The organism is Actinomadura gamaensis (assembly GCF_042652125.1).
GTDB classification, from domain to species: Bacteria; Actinomycetota; Actinomycetes; order Streptosporangiales; family Streptosporangiaceae; genus Spirillospora; species Spirillospora gamaensis.
This window is the reverse complement of record NZ_JBHSIT010000020.1, coordinates 85,107-102,521: the sequence shown is the minus strand read 5'-3', so window position 1 is coordinate 102,521 and position 17,415 is coordinate 85,107. Positions and strand designations below refer to the sequence as shown.

The following is a 17,415-nucleotide window of genomic DNA, read 5'->3' as shown; positions in this document are numbered from 1 at the left end:
CGCGAACGTTCCCGCCCCGGACACCGCGGGACCCCGGGGACGAGCCGCCCTCCCCGGGGTCCTGACGATGCGGACGGTTACGGAAGCGGGGGCTTGCCGGTGGAGTAGATCCAGGTCTTGAAGAAGGCGGTCAGGTCCTGGCCGGAGACCTTGCTGGCGAGCGCCACGAACTGCTCGGTGTTGCCGTTGCCGTAGCGGTGCTGCGCCGCCCAGGTGCGCAGCAAGGTGAAGAACCTGTCGTCGCCGATCTTCTCCTTGAGGAACTGCAGGACCATCGCGCCGCCGCTGTAGACGCGGGAGTTGAACATGGTGTCCCGCTGCGGGTCGGCGATCTCGACGGACCAGTAGGGGCTGCCCGCCGGGTCGGGGTAGGCGTGGCTGTTGTAGACGGTGCGGACCCGGTCGTGGACGGTCGCGCCGCCGTGCAGCTCGTCCCAGTAGTACTGCGACCAGGACGCGAAGCTCTCGTTCAGCCAGATGTCCTTCCAGCGCGCGACCGAGACGCTGTCGCCGAACCACTGGTGGGCCAGCTCATGGGCGATGGTCGAGGTGCTACGGACGGCCGAGTAGACGGGCTTGCTCTGCGTCTCCAGCGAGAACCCGAGCGGCTGCCCCTGGTAGACGGCGTTGTCGGCGATCGCACCGGTCGTCTCGAACGGGTACGGGCCCCACGTCTTGGCCCACAGGTCGGTGGCCTCCGCGGTGGTGTCGGTGAAGAACTGCACCGCGTTCGGCTGGCCGGTCTTCAGGACGGGGTCGACCGCGACGTAGTTGTTCAGCCCGCCGGGCGTCCTGGACTGCTTGACGTCCCACTTGCCGATGTCGATCGTCGCCAGGTAGCTGGCCATCGGCCTGTTCTCGCGCCACCGGAACGTGCTGGCGCGCGTGGCGGCCTTACGGCGGCTGAAGGACGCCATGACGTCGCGCCTGCCCTCCGGCAGGCCGTTCGCGACGACGGTCAGGCCCTTCGGCACGGTCACCGTGTAGTCGTAGGTGGCCTTGTCGCTGGGGTGGTCGTTCACGGGGAACCACGTGGACGCGGCGTTCGGCTCGTCGCCGATGAACGCGCCGTCCGGGGTCTTCAGGAAGCCGTAGGGCGAGCCGAACACGATCGGGGAGCCGACGATGGTCTGCGGGACGCCGCCGTAGGTCACCGCGACCCGGAAGGCCGAGCCCTTCCGCAGCCCGCGCCGCGGCGTGATCTTCAGTTCCTGGCCGCGCCGCTTCCAGGTCGCGCGGTGCCCGTCCACCACGACCCTCGACACGTCCATCCCGGACAGGTCGAGGTCGAAGGAGGACAGGTTCTGGGTGGCCCGCGCCGTCATCGTGACGGTCCCGTCGAGCTGCCCGTACTCGGTGTCGTAGGCGACGTTCAGGGAGTAGTGCAGGGCGTCGTAGCCGCCGTTCCCCTCCAGGGGGAAGTAGGAGTCGCCCACGCCCTCGGCCCCGGGGGTGAACCGGGCGTGCGAGGCGGCGGAGGCGGCGGGCGCGAGGGCCACCGCGGTGACGGCGGCGAGCGCCAGGGGAAGCAGGCGGCCGGGAGTGCGGACGGTGGGCACGAGGCGGAGGGAGCGCCTTGCCATCGGGGGTGATCCTCTCCCTTGGGGATGGTGAAGATCACCTTGCCCCCGTATGGGGCGAAAGTCGATAGATGGGCCTTAATTGGACACGGCAGAAGGCCCCTCCGGGTGTAGGACGGAGGGGCCTTCGCCGCGGGACGGTCGTGGGGGCGACCACGACCGGTGGGCCGGTCCTCGCGGATCCGGCCGGGGCGCGGCCCGGCCGGATCCGGCTCAGCGGGGGCCTAGTGGAACTGCGCCTCCTCGGTGGAGCCCTTCAGCGCGGTGGTGGACGAGTCCGGCGAGATGGCGGTGCTCACCATGTCGAAGTAGCCGGTGCCCGACTCGCGCTGGTGCTTGACGGCGGTGAAGCCGCGCTCGACCGAGGCGAACTCGCGCTCCTGCAGCTCGACGTAGGCGGTCATGCCCTCGCGGGCGTAGCCGTAGGCCAGGTCGAACATGCCGTGGTTCAGGGCGTGGAAGCCGGCCAGGGTGATGAACTGGAACTTGAAGCCCATGTGGCCGAGCTCGCGCTGGAACTTGGCGATGGTCGCGTCGTCCAGGTGCGCCTTCCAGTTGAAGGACGGCGAGCAGTTGTAGGCGAGCATCTGGTCGGGGTACTCGGCCTTGACCGCCTCGGCGAACTTGCGCGCCTGCTCCAGGTCCGGGGTGCCGGTCTCCATCCAGATGAGGTCGGAGTACGGCGCGTAGGCCTTGGCGCGGGCGATGCACGGCTCGATGCCGTTCCGCACGTGGTAGAAGCCCTCGGCGGTGCGCTCGCCGGTGATGAACTCGCGGTCGCGCTCGTCCACGTCCGTGGTGATCAGGGTCGCGGCCTCGGCGTCGGTCCGCGCGATGATCAGGGACGGCACGCCGGCGATGTCGGCGGCCAGGCGGGCGGTGTTGAGCGTCTTGATGTGCTGCGAGGTCGGGATGAGGACCTTGCCGCCCAGGTGGCCGCACTTCTTCTCCGAGGCCAGCTGGTCCTCCCAGTGCACGCCCGCGGCGCCGGCCGCGATCATGCCCTTCATCAGCTCGAAGGCGTTCAGCACGCCGCCGAAGCCGGCCTCGGCGTCGGCGACGATCGGGGCGAGGTAGTGCACGTCGCCCGAGCCCTCGCTCCACTGGACCTGGTCGGCGCGCAGCAGCGCGTTGTTGATCCGGCGGACCACGGCCGGGACCGAGTTGGCCGGGTAGATGCTCTGGTCGGGGTAGGTCTGGCCGGCCAGGTTGGCGTCCGCGGCGACCTGCCATCCGGACAGGTAGATGGCCTTGAGCCCGGCCTTCACCTGCTGGACGGCCTGCATGCCGGTGAGCGCGCCGAGCGAGTGGACGTAGTCCTCCTCGTGCAGCAGCTTCCACAGGCGCTCGGCGCCGAGGCGGGCGAGCGTGTGCTCCTCCTGCACCGACCCGCGCAGCTTGATGACATCCTCGGCCGTGTAGGTCCGCTCGATGCCCTTCCACCGCTCGTCGGTGCTCCACTGCCGCCGCAGCTCGTCCGCTGCGCCCTTGAGGCGACCTTCGGTCATTGTCCTGCCCTTCCATGAGCCGGGACGGACGGCCGGACCGCGCCGTCCCGGGATGTCGTCCCCTGGGTGCTTGCCACGACTATGCCCCGGCTCCGGGCGTTAATGAACTGGCGAGTAACGAAACTTCTGCGGATTTTTCGGTATCATCAAGCCGTGACGACCTTGCGGCCAGAAGAACCCCTTAACTTGACGAGTGACGTAGATCTCGTCACCTTCGGGCAGCGGCTCCGCCACCTGCGGCGCGGCCGCGGCATGACGCTCGCCGACCTCGGCGACCGGGTCGGCCGCGCGCCGTCCCAGCTCTCGCTGCTGGAGAACGGCCGGCGCGAGCCGAAGCTGTCGCTGCTCCAGGCCCTCGCGAACGCGCTGGAGGTGCCGGTCGAGGAGCTGCTGCGCCGCCAGCCGCCGTCCCGGCGCGCGCAGCTGGAGATCGCGCTGGAGGAGGCGCAGCGCGACCCGGTCTACCGGTCGCTCGGCCTGCCGCACCTGAAGGTCGGCAAGCGGATGCCGAACGAGGTCATCGAGCACATCCTCGCGCTGTACGGGGAGCTGCGGCGCTCCCACACCAAGCCGACCGCGAGCCCGGAGGAGGCGCGCAAGGCCAACGCCGAGCTGCGCCGCCAGATGCACGAGCGCGGCAACTACTTCGGCGAGATCGAGCGGGTCGCCGCCCAGACGCTGGACGCGGTCGGCTACCGCAGCGGCGCGGTCTCCCAGGGGATGCTGATGGGCCTGGTCGGGCACTTCGGCTTCAGCCTCCAGTACGTCCGCGACCTGCCGCGCTCGGTGCGGTCCATCACCGACCTGCGGAACCGGCGCATCTACCTGGAGCGCGAGCAGCTCGGCATGCACACGCCGCGCACGATCCTGCTCCAGACCCTCGGGCACATCGCGCTGGACCACGACCAGCCCCGCGACTTCGCCGACTTCCTGCGGCAGCGGGTCGAGGCGAACTACTTCGGCGCGGCGATCCTGATCCCCGAGCGGGCGGTGGTGCCGTTCCTGACCGAGGCCAAGCAAGCGCGCGAGCTGTCGGTGGAGGACCTGGCCGACGTGTTCTCGGTGTCCTACGAGATGGCCGCGCACCGGTTCACGAACATGGCCACGCACCACCTCGACCTTCAGCTGCACTTCACCAAGAACGACGAGAACGGCACGATCTACAAGGCGTACGCGAACGACGGCCTGGTCTTCCCGCAGGACGAGGACGGCGCGATCGAGGGCCAGCGGATGTGCCGCGAGTGGGCCGGGCGGCACGTGTTCGGCGCGGCGGACCGGTTCTCCGTCTACTACCAGTACACCGACACCCCCAAGGGGACGTACTGGTGCCTCTCGCACATCGACCCGTCGCACGAGCGCGACTTCGCCATCACCCTCGGCGTGAAGTTCGAGGACTCGCGCTGGTTCCGCGGCCGGGAGACGACCAACCGGGTGAAGTCGGCCTGCCCGGACGGCGACTGCTGCCAGCGCCCGCCGCGCGAGCTGGCCGAGCGCTGGGAGGGCATGGCCTGGCCGTCCGCCCGCGCGCACTCGCACGTCCTGTCGGTGCTGCCGCCCGGCGCCTTCCCCGGCGTGGACGAGGCGGACGTGTACGCGTTCCTTGACAAGCACGCCGAGCAATAGCCGTCCCGGACGAGCAGAAACGCCCGTCCAGGCCCTGGTACAAGGGTCTGGACGGGCGTTTCACCTGTGACCCGGGACACGTGTTACCCGCGGTAACGCGAGATGGTGCTACCGTTGGTAACAGGTGATATTGGAGGAAGGGTCAATAACGATGTCCGACACCGAGGCGACGCCGTTCTCGCTGGAACTGAGCGAGGACGTCTCCGAGGTCAAGAGCTGGGTGCACGAGTTCGCCCGCGACGTCATCCGCCCCGCCGCCGAGGAGTGGGACGAGCGCGAGGAGACCCCCTGGCCGATCATCCAGGAGGCGGCCAAGGTCGGCCTCTACTCGCTGGACTTCTTCGCCACCCAGTGGCTGGAGCCGACCGGCCTCGGCATCCCGGTCGCCTTCGAGGAGCTGTTCTGGGGTGACGCGGGCATCGCGCTGTCGATCGTCGGCACCGGTCTCGCCGCGGCGTCCGTCGCCGCGACCGGCACGCCCGAGCAGATCGCCGAGTGGGTCCCGCAGATGTTCGGCACGGCCGACGACGTCAAGCTCGGCGCGTTCTGCGCCTCCGAGCCGGACGCCGGGTCCGACGTCGGCTCGATCCGCGCCCGCGCCGTCTACGACGAGGCCAAGGACGAGTGGGTGCTGAACGGCACCAAGACCTGGGCCACCAACGGCGGCATCGCCGACGTGCACGTGGTCGTCGCCTCGGTCCACCCCGACCTCGGCAGCCGCGGCCAGGCCAGCTTCATCGTCCCGCCGAACACGCCGGGCCTGAAGCAGGGGCAGAAGTTCAAGAAGCACGGCATCCGCGCCTCGCACACCGCCGAGGTCATCCTCGACAACGTGCGCGTGCCCGGCAACCTCATCGTCGGCGGCAAGGAGAAGTTCGACGCCCGCATCGCGCGCGTGCGCGAGGGCAAGAGCGCCAAGGGCCAGGCCGCGATGAAGACGTTCGAGACCACGCGTCCCACCGTGGGCGCGATGGCCATCGGCGTCGCCCGCGCCGCCTACGACTACGCCCTGCAGTACGCCACCGAGCGCGAGCAGTTCGGCCGCAAGATCGGCGACTTCCAGGCCATCGCGTTCAAGCTGGCCGACATGAAGTGCCAGGTCGACGCCGCCCGGCTGATGGTGTGGCGGGCCGCGTGGATGGCGCGCAACGGCAAGGACTTCACCAGCGCCGAGGGCTCGATGGCCAAGCTCATGGCCTCGGAGGCCGCCGTGCGCGTCACCGAGGAGGCCATCCAGATCCTCGGCGGCAACGGCTACACCCGCGAGTACCCGGTGGAGCGCATGCACCGGGACAGCAAGATCTTCACGATCTTCGAGGGCACCAGCGAGATCCAGCGCCTGGTGATCGGCCGCACGGTCACCGGCCTCCCCGTCCGCTAGCGGAGGACGGCGGGCCGGCGCTCCCGTCCGGGAGCACCGGCCCGCCGGCCCGGCACCGGTCATGCGGGGACGCCGCCGCGCGCGACGGGCGGGATCAGCCATAGCCGATGCCCCACTCGTCGCCGGACGGCCGGGGCATCGGGAGCGTGCTCGGGTCGCCCTGCGCCGGGACGCGCGGGCTGTCCGGGCGCAGGAAGTCGCCCTCCTGACTGCCGGAGCGCAGCAGCAGGTCGCGCTCCTCCCGCTCCCACACCAGCGGCTCGCCGGTGAAGGGGGCGACCTTGACCACGGTGAGCGAGCCGTCGACGTTCGGGCTCTGGCCGCCGCTGCGCACCTCGAACTCGTAGCTGAGCGAGGTGCGGCCCAGCCGCGCCACCCGCAGCTGCGTCTCCACGACCTCGTGGCGCCACAGCCTGCGGCGGTAGCTGGCGGTGTAGTTGACCCTCGGCATGACGGGCAGGTGGTCCAGGCCGAGCCGGTGCAGCAGCGTCTGCTCGGCCGACTCGACCCACCGGATCACCGTCGAGTGGTGGTAGTGGCCGGTGACGTCGGTGTCGCACAGTTCGACGCGCTGGAGCACGCTGACGCTGGACGGTTCCCCCGGCATGGTTCGTTCACCTCGCGATTCGGCAGACGGTGGAGGGATCACCACGAAACTACGGCCCGTCGTGCACGCAGAGCAAGGAGTTGATGACTCAATGTTTCGTGTGTCGCGGTGCCGGGTATCCGCGCCCGGCCCGCGCGGCCACCGCGGACGGCCCCGGTGCCCTAGGGTGATCGCACGATGACCAGCGTGAACGGGACGGCCGGGAGCACGGCGGGACGGGGGGCGGGCCGCGATCCCGACCGCCGCCGCGCGCTGCTGGAGGCCGCCGACAGGGTGATCCAGCGGGAGGGCCCGGAGGCGTCGATGGCGGCCATCGCCGCCGAGGCGGGCATCAGCAAACCCATCCTGTACCGCCACTTCGGCGACAAGAGCGGGCTGTACCAGGCGCTCGCCGAGCGGCACGCGCGCAAGCTGATCGAGGGCGTGCGCGCGGAGTTCTCCCGGCCCGTCCCGGTGCGCGACCGCGCCCGCGGCACCATCGACACCTACCTGGCGCTGGTGTCGGCGAACCTGAACCTCTACCGGTTCCTGATGCACCGGGCGAGCGCCGAGGACGCCGCGACGCACAGCGCGATGAGCACGATGATCCGCGAGCTGGGGCGGGCCCTCGCCGAGGTGATGGCCGCCGAGGTCGAGGTGGACGACCCGGTCCGCGCCCACGTGTGGGCGCACGCGGTCATCGGCATGGTGCAGACCGCGGGCGACTGGTGGCTCGACCACATGGCCGAGGTGCCCCGCGAGGCCGTCGTGGACAGCCTCGCCGACATCGTCCTCGGCGGGCTGCCCGCCGCGGCGGGCGGGCGCGTCCCCGGCCCGTCCGGCGCCTGACCAGGGCCACCGCGGCGAGGAACGCCGGTGTGGCGTGCGTCACCTTGCTCCGCCCGGACGGGCTGCCAGGATGGCGGCATGGACCTTGATCGGCTGGCCGGTCCGCTGGGCGAGGTGCTGTCGGAGCGGTTCGGGCCCGGCACGCGGGTGCGCGGGCTGCGCCGGGGAGGCGGCGGCGCGTCCCGCGTGACCTGCGCCTTCGAGGCCGTCGCCGCGGACGGCGCGGCGGTGCCGCTGATCCTGCGGCTGGGCACGCCCGGCGCGTCCGCGAGCGGTCCGCTGACGCGGGAGGCCGCGCTGATCCGGGCGGCGTCGCGGGCCGGGGTGCCCGGCCCCGAGGTGATCGCGGCGGGCGACGCGGACGGCCCGCTCGGCGTCGAGTTCGTCGTGATGGAGCGGATCGCGGGCGAGACGATCCCGCGCCGGATCCTGCGCGACCCGGCGCTCGCCGGCGTCCGGCCCCGGCTCGCCGCCCGCTGCGGGGAGATCCTCGCGGCCGTGCACCGGATCCCGGCCGGGGAGGTCCCCGGCCTGGACGGCGGCGACCAGCTCGACGCGTGGCGGGCCGTCCTCGCCGCGGCGCCGGAGCCGTATCCGGCGCTGGAGTTCGCGCTGCGCTGGCTCGACCGGAACCGTCCGGCGGCGCGGTCGCCGGTCGTCGTGCACGGCGACTTCCGCAACGGCAACCTGATCATCGGCCCGGACGGCGTGCGCGCCGTCCTCGACTGGGAGCTGGCCCATCTCGGCGACCCGCTGGAGGACCTCGGCTGGCTGTGCGCGAAGGCGTGGCGGTTCGGCGAGCCCGAGCCGGTCGGCGGGTTCGGCGGCTACGACGACCTCGTGTCCGGCTACGAACGCGCCGGCGGCGGGCCGGTGGACCGGGACGCGCTGCGCTGGTGGGAGATGTTCGGCACGGCCCGCTGGGGGATCATCTGCGTCATGCAGGCCGGCCGGCACCGCGCGGGCGCGGAGCGCTCGGTCGAGCTGGCCGCGCTCGGCCGCCGCGTCGCCGAGAACGAGTGGGACCTGCTGCGCATGATCCCCGGCCGGCCTCCGCGGGCGGACGTCAGCGGGAGCCGGTCAGGTGGGCGTAGACGATGAGGTTGTCCCGGTAGGAGTGCTCCACGCGGTTGTACGAGCCGCCGCAGGTGATGAGCCGAAGCCCGGCATAACGGACGTTCCCGTACACCCGCCCGCGCGGGAAGTCCCACTTCGGAACCTGCTCGACGGCGTCCACGCTGAACAGGGCGGTCGTGCCGTCGGAGCGGGCGACCTTCACGATCGCGCCCGGCCTCACCTTGTGCAGCCTGTAGAAGACGGCGGGCCCCTCCCGGTCGTCGTAGTGGCCCAGCAGCACCGACGAGCCGCGCGTGCCCGGCGCGGGCCCGCCCCGGTACCAGCCGACGCGTTCGGCGACGCGGAACGGCGGCACCTCGACCGTGCCGTCCTCGTTCTGGCCGACGGGCATCACCGACGCGCGGACGTCCGCGTCCGGGATCTCGATCCGCTCGGGGGCCGCGGCGGGCAGGTCGGTGCCGTCAGGGATGCTCCACAGCGCGCGCGGGCCGCCGAGGTCGCGGTAGTGCGCGGCCTCGCCCGGCAGGTGGACGCCCCGCCCGAGCGCCACCGCCCCGAGGACGGCCAGCCCTCCGGCGACGAGGTATCCGCGGTTGGCCATGCGGCGTCCGCCGGACGGGTCAGACCCGGCCCCGCGCGGCGCGGTTCCGCAGCAGGGCGACCCCGCCGATCCCCGCCGCGCCGCCGAGCAGCGTCAGGCCGAGGCCCGTCCACGGCACGTCGGGGCCCTGCGTCCCGCCGCCGCCGGTCATCGCGCCGCCGTGCGGGCGGCCGGTCGCGTCCGGCTTCCGCTGCCCTTTGCCGATCTCGAACGAGCCGTCCTGGGAGTAGTTGGACGTGATGCACTTGGCGGTGATCGTGTAGCGGCCCGCCCTGGCCGGGGACGGCCGGGCCGACACGCTGAACCAGCCGTCGTTCACCACGCCCTTGCCGTGCACCGCGCCCGACAGCGTGACGTACCGGTCGCTGGTCCGGCAGCCGCCGGACACCGTCACCGACTGGCCCGGCCGGACGACGTTCGGTGACACGTCCAGGTCGTCGGCCAGGGCCGGGCCGCCCGCGAGCAGGACGCAGCCGGCGGACACGGCGGAACAGGCGACGGCGTTGCGCGCGGACACGATGCGCACGGTACCCCCCGAGACAGGCGATGACACGGAGTGATTCTCCGCTCACGTCGGGTCTTCCCGGCGGGAAGGGGATCAAGGGGGGATGGACGAACTCTTTACCGAGTGCCCCGGCCGGCATGACCGGCCGGGGCACCCGCCCTTGCCCCGGGCTCGGGGCGGCTACTGGATCAGCCGCCAGAAGGTGGGGGAGACGTCCGGCGCCCGGCCGCTGCTCGGCCGGAGCGCCCGGAACAGCTCACCCTGGTAGTTGACCAGCGCGCCCTGCTGGTAGGAGCCGCCCGGCTGCCAGTTCGGCACGCCCACCGGCGAGATGCGGCTGGTGCGTCCGTCCACCGCGCGGGTGCGGGTGAGGGCGGACGCGCCGACCTTCACCGGCCCGGAGTAGGGCCGCCACCGGACGCCGTCGGTGGAGTACTCGATCGCCAGACCGGGGTCGCGGACGTTCGCGCTGAGCGTCCCGCCGTCGATCTTCCCGCCGGGCAGCGGGATCCGGTAGTTCACGCCGACGCCGGGCAGCCCGACCGGACGGTACGCCGACAGCAGCGGGAAGGTGACCTGCCCGAGCGTGTTGGTGAACACGTTCCAGGCGGCGGGCATCTGCGCGGGCGCCGGGGTCTCCCGGTTCCACGCCCGCTCGGCCGCGCCGAGCAGCTTCGGGAAGGCCTGGTACTCGCGGATCTGCGGGGTCATGCCGTTCTCGCCGAACAGCTGCGCCTCCATGCCGAGGATGTTCTTGCGGCCCTCGGGGGTGAGCCTCGTCCAGGACGGGCTGGGCGTGATCGGGTTGCCCCAGCGGTCCTCGGTCGCGTTGGCGTACACGTCGAACGGCTGGTAGGTGAACGTCGACCTCTCGTCCACGTACTCGGCCCAGTAGTAGCCCGGCTCGTTCGGGTCCTTGTTGTAGGCGAGGTCCATGTAGAGGTTCGTCGCGTGCGCGAGGATGACCGGCGTCCCCTCGTTCGCGAACCGGTAGGCCCAGTCCTCGTGGCCCCAGCCCCACACGTTCTGCCAGGGCAGCGGCGCGAAGCCCTTGAGCCGGAAGCTCTTGGTCGGGTCGCTGATGTCCTCCCAGCCGGAGGTCTGCGGCGCGGCCGTGTGCGCGATGTCGTTCCACTTGGTGAAGAACAGGTTCTTCAGCGTGTCGCCGTCCTTGCCGGCGGTCTCGGGGTTGCTCTTGCACGCGGGCGAGCCGGACCACCAGGTGTCGGGCGCGCCGGGCGGCTCGTCCCCGCCGAGGCTGATCCGGTTGAGCGGGGCGCCGGCGCCGGCGTACATCTTCTTGAGCTCGCCGACGACCTTGGTGAGGAACCGGTAGGTGCCGGGCAGGCACGGGTTCGCCATGTTGTCGGTGTAGCCCTGCACGCTGACGTGCTTGGACGTGTCGTTCGGGTCGAGCATCCGGTACGTCGCGTCACCGGTGGCCCGGTAGCGGCGCTCCATCGACTGGACGGCCGCGCGCGCGTGCGCGGGGAAGTCGAACTCGGGGATGACGTCGATGTGCCGGGCGTTGGCGTACTTCAGGATGCTCTGGAAGTCGGACACCGTGTAGTAGCCGCTGCCCTTGCCGACGAAGTTCAGGACGTCCGGCTCGAACCCCTGGTACGCGGGCGGACGGCCGAGGTTCGCCTGCGTCTGGTTCCGGGCCTTCCCGGCGATGCCGTCACCGCCGCCGAGGTCGTTCACCGAGCCCATGCCCTCGTGCAGCGCCCTGGTCTCGTCCGGGTCGAACGCGCGGTGCGCGCCGAACCCGGTCAGCTCGGGCAGCCCGGGGATCTGGAGCCGCCAGCCCTCGTCGTCGGTGAGGTGCAGGTGCAGCTTGTTCAGCTTCGTGAACGACATCAGATCGAGGAACTTCTTGATCGTCTGCGCGCTCTCGAAGTGGCGGGCCACGTCGATGTCGAGGCCGCGGTAGGAGAACAGCGGCGCGTCGGCGATCGTCGCGCCGGGCACGCGCACCGCGCCTCCGCCGTGTCCGGCGGCGGCGTCCCGGTAGGACTTCGCGGGGACGAGCTGGCGCAGCGTCTGGATGCCGTGCAGCACTCCGGCGGCGTCCGCGCCGACGATCCGCACGCCGGACGCCCCGGTGGTCAGCGTGTAGCCCTCGGCGTCGGGCTTGCCGTCGTGGTCGACGTCCAGCTTCGGGTCCGTGGCGAGCGTGATCGGGGCGCCCTTGGCGCGGGTCAGGTCGCGCAGCGCCGACCGCAGGTAGTCGGCCTCGCCGCGCAGGTTCCCCGGCGCGCGGACGTCCGATCCGCCGCCGACGGCGGCCGTCCCGCCGGTCGCGGTCGCCGACAGCGGCTGCGGCAGGATGCTCTGCTTCAGCGTCAGCGAGACCTTCGTCTCGGTGTTGTCGGCGTAGCGGCGGGCGGCGTCCTGGACCGGACGGTTGTCACCGCTGAACGCCTTGGTCTGCTTCGGGTCGGTCGGGTCCTGCAGCGCCTTGGCGGGCAGCCAGTGCGGCGTGCCGCCGCCGTAGGAGATGCTCCATCCGGCCGGGGCGTCGGTCTTCTGGAGCGCCCACAGCTCCATGTTGAAGTCGATCTGGCGGCGCTCGCCGGGCTTCACCGGCTTGAACGCCGAGGTGGGGCGCAGGACGTAGAAGTCGCCGCTCTGCGCCCGGTCGGCGCGCGCGACGCTCAGTCCCTGGTCGGCGAGCTGCTTGCGGCCGATGTCGCCGGCCGTCCCGGTCAGCACGGCCGCGGGCTGCCGGACGGAGGTGAAGTACATCGCCCACCCGGACGACCCGAGCCCGCACCGGCGGTCGCGGTCGTCCAGGGTGAGGCGGGCACGGAAGTAGACGGCGTCGGTGACCGTGTGGTCGACCGGCTGGAACGTCATCTGCAGGGCGCGCGGGTCCGGGGCGCAGGCGGCGGACGCGGGCGCGGGCCCGAGCACCGCCGCCCCGGCGGCCGTCAACGCGGCGACCGGGACGAGCACCGCCGTCCGGGGCGGTCTTCTCAATGCAGGCTGCGGCATGGACAGGAAAGTAACCTGTTTATTTGCCGAGTCTTGACGATCTCCGCGCGCCTGATCCGGCCATCCGGAAACCCGCAGGCCCCGCGCCCCGGCCGCATCCGGACACGCCGGCCGGGTTGACCCCGATCGCCTTCCTTCCCGGCGTCCGTCGCCCTTTCTCGTGCTCAGCGCAGCGCGAACTCCCAGCCGTCGCCCTCGGCGTACGCGCGCAGGAGCCGGCGGGCGGTGGTGGTGACGTGCACCTCGTCCGGGCCGTCGAAGATGCGGCCCGCGCGGGCGTGCCGGTACATCCCGTCCAGCGGGGTGTCGGGGGTGAGGCCCTGCGCGCCGTGCACCTGGATGGCGCGGTCGATCACGGCGTTCAGCATCCGGGCCGCGACGACCTTGACCACGCCGATCTCGACCCGCGCCTGGTCGCCCCGGTCGATGCGGTGCGCGGCGTGCAGGGTCAGCAGCCGCGCCGACTGGATCTCGGCGTAGGAGTCGAACACGTGCTGCTGCATGAGCTGCTTCTCGGCCAGCGGGCCGCCGAACGCGGTGCGGGAGTTCAGCCGCTCGCACATCAGGTCGAAGGCGCGCTGCGCCTGGCCGAGGAAGCGCATGCAGTGGAAGATCCGCCCCGGGCCGAGCCGCTCCTGCGCGATGACGAAGCCGTGCCCGCGCTCGCCGAGCAGGTTCTCGCGCGGCACCCGGACCTCGTCGTACAGCACCTCGCAGTGCCCGCCGTCCAGGCCGAGGACGGGCGTGTCGCGGACGATCGTGTAACCCGGCGTGTCCGTCGGGACGAGGATCATGCTGAACGCGCGGTGCGGCGGCGCGTCCGGCTCGGTGCGGCACATCACGGTCGTGTACGCGGCGCGGTCGGCGAACGTCGTGAACCACTTGCGGCCGCGGATCACCCACTCGTCGCCCTCCAGCGTCGCGGTGGTGGTGATCTGCGTCGGGTCCGAGCTGGACACGCCCGGCTCGGTCATCGCGAAGCTCGGGTAGATCTCGGCCCGCACCAGCGGCTTGAGGAAGCGCTCGCGCTGCGCCTCGCTGGCGTGCTCGTGCAGCATCAGCGAGTCCTGGAGCGTGAACGTGCCGAGCGCGATCTGCCCGTACTCGCTGCGTCCCTGCACCTCGTTGACGTACACGTAGTCCAGGAACGGCAGCCCGCCGCCGCCCAGCTCCTTCGGATGGCCGAGCGCCCACAGGCCCTCGGCCTTCGCCTCCCGCTGCAACCGCGCCAGCGTCCCGCGGGCCTCCTCACCACCGCGCCGCAGCACCGGCTCGGCGGGCTCCACCCGCTCGGTCATGAACGCGTGCACCGCGTCGCGGACGGGACGCACCGACGCCGGAACCTCGAAGCTCATCCGACCACCTCCTAGAATCGCATTCTGTCCCAGTGGAGGAGGACGCGCGATGCCCGCACCGCACGATGTTCCGGGACCCGGCGAACTCGTCGCGGCCGTCCGCGAGTTCCTGGAGCGCGACGTGCTCGCCGGCCTGGACGGACGCACCCGCTTCCACGCGCTCGTCGCCATCAACACGCTCGGCATCGTCGAGCGGGAGCTGGAACTCGGCCCCGGCCACGCCGAGCGGCACCGCGCCCGGCTGCGGGACCTCGGCTACGAGGACGACGCCGCGCTCGCCGCCGCCATCCGCGACGGCGACCTGGACGACCGCCACGCCGAGCTCAGGGACGCGCTGACCGAGATGGTCCGCGACAAGCTGGCCGTCGCCAACCCCGGCTACACCCAGGAGTAGCGCCCGGCGCCCGGCCCGGAACGCGCGACGGCCCGGCCCCCCGGGAGCGAGGGGCCGGGCCGGACTCACGCCGCCGCGGGCTTCACGACGGCGTGGAGTTCACGTCGGCGTGGAGTTCACGTCGGCGTGGAGTTCACGACGGCACTGGATCACGTGCTGGAGGAGAGTTCCAGCTCGCGCACCTTCGGGTCGCCCTCGTCGGCGGTGTAGTCGTCCGGGGTGGTGACGTCCTCGCCGTCCTTCAGGCCGGCGGCCTTGAGGACCAGGGACGCCGCGACCGCCACGACCAGGTTCACCGCCAGCGCCAGGATGCCGACGTACACCGTCATCTTGGTGTCGAGGCCGAGGTCGCTGAGCTTGTAGGCCGAGCCGCCGAAGTGCGCCTTGCCCTTGGCGGCGTTCGGGATCTCGTACAGCATCCACAGTCCGGCCACCATGCCCGCGATCCAGCCGGCGATCAGCCCGCCCCGGTGGAACCAGCTGGTCACCAGGCCGAGGCCCACCGAGGGGAGCGTCTGCAGGATGATGACGCCGCCGATGAGCTGGAGGTCGATGGAGAACTCCGGGTCCAGCGCGAGGATGCAGACGACCGCGCCGACCTTGACGATCAGCGACACCAGCTTGGAGACGACCGCCTCCTCCTTGTCGGTCGCGTCCTTGCGCCAGAACTCCTTGTAGATGTTGCGGGTGAACAGGTTCGCCGCCGCGATCGACATGATCGCCGCCGGGACGAGCGCGCCGATGCCGATCGCCGCGTAGGCGACGCCCGCGAACCAGTCCGGGAACATCTTGTCGAACAGCACCGGGACGACCGTGTTGGTGTCCGGCTTGCCGCCGGTGGACAGCGGCTTCACGCCCGCCGCGATCGCCATGTAGCCGAGCAGCGCGATCAGCCCGAGCACGAAGCTGTAGGCGGGCAGCGCCGACATGTTCCGCTTGATGACGTCGCGGTTCTTGCTGGCCAGGACGCCGGTGACGCTGTGCGGGTACAGGAACAGCGCCAGCGCCGAGCCGAGCGCGAGCATCGCGTAGTTCAGCTGGTTGGTGCCGTCCAGCAGGACGCCGTCGCTCGGCGCGGGCGTCTTGGCGAACTTGGCCTGCGCCGTGTCGAAGATGTGCCCCCAGCCGCCGACCTTGGACGGGATGTACAGCACCGCCACGATGATCACGATGTAGATCAGCGCGTCCTTGACGAAGGCGATCAGCGCGGGCGCGCGCAGCCCCGACTGGTAGGTGTAGGCGGCCAGGATCGCGAACGCGATCAGGATCGGCCAGTGCCCGTTCACGCCCATCGCCTTCAGCACCGACTCGATGCCGACGAGCTGCAGCGCGATGTAGGGCATCGTCGCGACGATGCCGGTGATCGCGATGACCGCCGCGAGGCTCGGCGAGCCGAACCGGGCCCGGACGAAGTCGGCCGGGGTGACGAAGCCGTGCCGGTGCGACACCGACCAGAGCCTGATCAGCACCAGGAACACCAGCGGGTACACGACGATCGTGTACGGGACGGCGTAGAACCCGGCCGCGCCCGCGCCGAACACCAGCGCCGGGACGGCGACGAAGGTGTAGGCGGTGTAGAGGTCGCCGCCGATCAGGAACCAGGTGATCCAGCTGCCGAACGAGCGGCCGCCGAGGCCCCACTCGTCCAGGCTGTCCATGGTCTGCGGCCGGCGCCACCGGGCCGCCACGAAGCCCATGCCGCTGACCAGCACGAACAGCGCGGCGAACACCACGAACTCGGTCATGTGGTCCTTCACCGGTCATCCCCCTTCCGGCGCTTGGTGGTCTGGTAGACGACCGTCGTGCAGACGACGCCGAGCGGGATGAAGGCGAACTGCATCCAGTAGAACGCGGGGAACCCGCCGAGCCGGGGCCCGTCGTGGTTGAACAGCATGGTCAGCAGGGGCACGACCACGGGGACGACGAGCAGCCAGTTGACGGGGTGGTGGTCCGAGCGCCGCCGGGTGGGCGCCGCGTCGGGGGAGACGGAGGACGGAGCCTCCGAGGAGTCGGGGGGCGGTTCCTGCGGAGCCAAAAGGGGGTCCTCCTCGTGCACGTGTCGCTTAGCGGCCCAGGGAGCCGTCCACATGGTGAGACAGCCCCTGACCTGGGACGGGTGCCGGGAAGCCTAGTGCTTTCTCGATCACGGTGGGGTCTCGGACGCGGCACGACTGCATGGAGCGTTCCAACATGTGAAACGCCTGGTCAAGGAGGAACCAGTGGCCCGGTGGGTCAGTCGCCCGTGATGTCGTCGGCGATGTCGCGGGTCCCGTAGCCCTCCGGCGCGGGCACCTCGACGACCGGATCGTCCCGGTCGTCGAACTCCAGGCGCAGCGCCCGGGCCATCGTCGCGTGCATCTCGTACAGGCAGGTGACGTAGGTGAGCTCGAGGATCTGCTCGTCCGGCAGGTGCTTCTTCAGCGTCGCGAACACCTCGTCGTGGACGCGCCCGCCGTTGAGCACGAGCGCGTCGGCGTAGGCCAGGACGGCGCGCTCCAGCTCGTCGAACCGGTCGGACACCTCCCAGTGCGCGACCGCGCGCACCTTCTCGTCCGGCACGCCGAGCGCGCGCATCTGCTTGCAGTGCTGCGAGAACACGAACTGGCTGCCGCGCGCCCACCCGGCCCGCGTCTGGCCGAGCTCGCGCAGCACCGGGTCGAGCCCGACCTCCCGGTAGACCTGGAAGCCCTTGACGCAGTGCTTGAAGATCGCGTGGTCCAGCGCGAACGTCGTCCACCAGTCGCCGGGCGACCCGGTGGCGGTGCCCCGGCCGTCCGCCGGGTCGCGGCCCTCGCCGAACAGCCGGTCGTAGAAGAAGAGGGCGAGCCTGTCGCCGCGCTCCTCCAGCTCGGCGCGGGGAACCTGGCGGAGTCGGGGCATCGGGGGCTCCTTCGCGGGACGGGGCGTTCCGGCGGGACGCGGCGGTCAGGCGGGACGCGCGGCGGTCAGACGGTACCCG

15 protein-coding genes are annotated in these 17,415 nt (G+C 71.6%); 5 read left to right on the top strand and 10 right to left on the bottom strand.

The features are described from left to right. Positions 1-77: 77 nt before the first annotated feature. Positions 78-1,583, bottom strand: coding sequence for a M1 family metallopeptidase (locus ACFPCY_RS41645; protein ID WP_378265167.1), 1,506 nt, complete (start codon positions 1,581-1,583; stop codon positions 78-80). 221 nt (positions 1,584-1,804) lie between these two features. Further along, the gene (aceA, locus tag ACFPCY_RS41640) at positions 1,805-3,088 is read right to left on the bottom strand and encodes an isocitrate lyase (protein WP_378265165.1); all 1,284 of its coding nucleotides are present in this window, start codon (positions 3,086-3,088) and stop codon (positions 1,805-1,807) included. Positions 3,089-3,274: 186 nt separating this feature from the next. On the opposite strand from aceA, the gene ACFPCY_RS41635 reads away from it, so the two are divergent. Together ACFPCY_RS41635 and ACFPCY_RS41630 are read left to right on the top strand one after the other, a co-directional pair. Then, the gene (locus ACFPCY_RS41635) at positions 3,275-4,711 is read left to right on the top strand and encodes a helix-turn-helix domain-containing protein (protein ID WP_378265163.1); all 1,437 of its coding nucleotides are present in this window, start codon (positions 3,275-3,277) and stop codon (positions 4,709-4,711) included. 151 nt (positions 4,712-4,862) lie between these two features. Next, on the top strand, positions 4,863-6,092 hold the full coding sequence (locus ACFPCY_RS41630) for an acyl-CoA dehydrogenase family protein (RefSeq protein ID WP_378265161.1): 1,230 nt from the start codon (positions 4,863-4,865) through the stop codon (positions 6,090-6,092). 94 nt (positions 6,093-6,186) lie between these two features. Here the strand turns inward: ACFPCY_RS41630 and ACFPCY_RS41625 are convergent, their stop codons facing one another. Then, positions 6,187-6,699, bottom strand: a complete 513-nt coding sequence (locus ACFPCY_RS41625) for an acyl-CoA thioesterase (protein ID WP_378265159.1) — start codon at positions 6,697-6,699, stop codon at positions 6,187-6,189. Between the two features lie 177 nt (positions 6,700-6,876). On the opposite strand from ACFPCY_RS41625, the gene ACFPCY_RS41620 reads away from it, so the two are divergent. Both ACFPCY_RS41620 and ACFPCY_RS41615 read left to right on the top strand, forming a co-directional pair. Next, complete coding sequence (locus ACFPCY_RS41620) at positions 6,877-7,527, top strand: TetR family transcriptional regulator (RefSeq protein WP_378265157.1); 651 nt, start codon at positions 6,877-6,879, stop codon at positions 7,525-7,527. Between the two features lie 78 nt (positions 7,528-7,605). Then, complete coding sequence (locus ACFPCY_RS41615) at positions 7,606-8,628, top strand: phosphotransferase family protein (RefSeq protein WP_378265155.1); 1,023 nt, start codon at positions 7,606-7,608, stop codon at positions 8,626-8,628. Here the strand turns inward: ACFPCY_RS41615 and ACFPCY_RS41610 are convergent. The 4 genes from ACFPCY_RS41610 to ACFPCY_RS41595 form a co-directional block, all read right to left on the bottom strand. Beyond that, on the bottom strand, positions 8,594-9,205 hold the full coding sequence (locus tag ACFPCY_RS41610) for a class F sortase (RefSeq protein ID WP_378265153.1): 612 nt from the start codon (positions 9,203-9,205) through the stop codon (positions 8,594-8,596). The genes ACFPCY_RS41615 and ACFPCY_RS41610 overlap by 35 nt on opposite strands. A gap of 19 nt (positions 9,206-9,224) precedes the next feature. Then, the gene (locus ACFPCY_RS41605) at positions 9,225-9,722 is read right to left on the bottom strand and encodes a hypothetical protein (protein WP_378265151.1); all 498 of its coding nucleotides are present in this window, start codon (positions 9,720-9,722) and stop codon (positions 9,225-9,227) included. Between the two features lie 168 nt (positions 9,723-9,890). Continuing rightward, positions 9,891-12,707, bottom strand: coding sequence for a family 20 glycosylhydrolase (locus ACFPCY_RS41600; RefSeq protein ID WP_378265149.1), 2,817 nt, complete (start codon positions 12,705-12,707; stop codon positions 9,891-9,893). Between the two features lie 164 nt (positions 12,708-12,871). Then, the gene (locus ACFPCY_RS41595) at positions 12,872-14,062 is read right to left on the bottom strand and encodes an acyl-CoA dehydrogenase family protein (protein ID WP_378265147.1); all 1,191 of its coding nucleotides are present in this window, start codon (positions 14,060-14,062) and stop codon (positions 12,872-12,874) included. A 49-nt stretch (positions 14,063-14,111) separates the two neighbouring features. On the opposite strand from ACFPCY_RS41595, the gene ACFPCY_RS41590 reads away from it, so the two are divergent. Continuing rightward, a complete protein-coding gene (locus ACFPCY_RS41590) occupies positions 14,112-14,456 on the top strand; it encodes a DUF6285 domain-containing protein (protein ID WP_378265144.1) in 345 nt (114 codons plus the stop codon). A gap of 149 nt (positions 14,457-14,605) precedes the next feature. Here ACFPCY_RS41590 and mctP read toward each other — a convergent pair whose 3' ends face one another. From mctP to ACFPCY_RS41575, 3 genes are all read right to left on the bottom strand, one after another. Next, the gene (mctP, locus tag ACFPCY_RS41585) at positions 14,606-16,201 is read right to left on the bottom strand and encodes a monocarboxylate uptake permease MctP (RefSeq protein WP_378265142.1); all 1,596 of its coding nucleotides are present in this window, start codon (positions 16,199-16,201) and stop codon (positions 14,606-14,608) included. Positions 16,202-16,209: 8 nt separating this feature from the next. Next, positions 16,210-16,491, bottom strand: a complete 282-nt coding sequence (locus ACFPCY_RS41580; RefSeq protein ID WP_378265140.1) for a DUF3311 domain-containing protein — start codon at positions 16,489-16,491, stop codon at positions 16,210-16,212. Positions 16,492-16,688: 197 nt separating this feature from the next. Beyond that, positions 16,689-17,336, bottom strand: coding sequence for a carboxymuconolactone decarboxylase family protein (locus tag ACFPCY_RS41575; protein WP_378265138.1), 648 nt, complete (start codon positions 17,334-17,336; stop codon positions 16,689-16,691). Positions 17,337-17,415: the final 79 nt, after the last annotated feature.